Source organism: Oleiphilus sp. HI0128, assembly GCF_001635365.1.
On record NZ_LWGG01000138.1, the window covers coordinates 1 to 1,137 of the forward strand.

Consider the following 1,137-nt stretch of genomic DNA (forward strand, 5'->3'; position numbering starts at 1 on the left):
CGATCCATGCAAACCAGACACTTGCGTTTGACCCATATGGTGAAAACAAAGCAACGGGCGCCTTCATTATTATCGACCGTCTAACCAACGTAACGGTTGGCGCAGGCATGATCGTTGAAGCCGCTGAAGATACTAGCGCACAGTGGGAACCTGTTAGCGAAGCAGAGCGTGCAGCGCGTTTAGATCACCAGGTAGCCTCGATTATTGCTTGCTCAGGTGAAGCGGGTGATGTACTCGCTCAAGCCGCTGAGCGTAAGCTGTTCAATCAGGGTCGAACTTGCCTGTTGATCACCTCTCACATGGCCGACAACGATGCAGATAAACTCTTGATTGCTAAGGCAGCTAAAGAAGCAGGCTTAATTGCAATTACCTCATTGGAAGGCAGTTCAGATATTGCAGATACCGTACTATCAGCAACATCTGACGTAGATATTCCTGAACAGGTAAAAGGGCTTAGCTAAATTTGATTCACTGAGATACTCATCTCAGTAAGCCTAACCCAAAGACAGGGGCTACGATTTACTTCGTAGCCCCTTATTTCATTGGACACAGAGAGAACTCAATCCATGGCTATTACTTCGCTAGTTTTTCATAAGATTACTCGCTGGCAAGAAGATCAACCTTCAGAAATTCAACTCTGTGAGCAGGCACCTGACGTCACTGCAGATCATGAAGGACTCTTCAGTCAACTTAAAAAAGTCTTTCAATTCAAAGCAGGTAAATTCCACGGTCAATTTGATGAAGACTATAGTAGTGCCCCCTATCAAAACTGGTTGAAAGAGCAACTGGATGGAAAAATCAGCTTCGAGAAGCTAAGCCTTCTCTACATGAATCAACTCAAAGACCTAGTGGATAAAACCAGCGAGAGCTTTGAAGCCACTATCCTTACGGTTCATGAGGAACGTGCAGATGGCCCTCGAGTCTATATCTTTGCGCTGGAAACAAATTCCGGCCTACTCCTAGACTCTGGGCTTAATCTCGATACCGTGGACTACCTCAACACAAATAAAATGGATCTTGCCCTGCGCATCGACCTTGATGACTGGCTTTCAGAAAGCGAAAGTACTGACCCATACCTTTGCTTGGTCCGCGCACGCTCAAAAGCCAAAATAGGTGAAGCATTCACTCAGTCAATCG

Annotated in this window: 1 protein-coding gene and 1 pseudogene; both read left to right on the forward strand. The window is 46.0% G+C overall.

What is annotated here, in order from left to right:
- A pseudogene (locus tag A3763_RS27920) lies at positions 1-461 on the forward strand (hypothetical protein); the annotation flags it as partial.
- Between the two features lie 105 nt (positions 462-566).
- Positions 567-1,137 (forward strand): nucleoid-associated protein (locus A3763_RS01820; protein ID WP_197482687.1); only part of this gene is annotated, 571 nt, incomplete at its 3' end.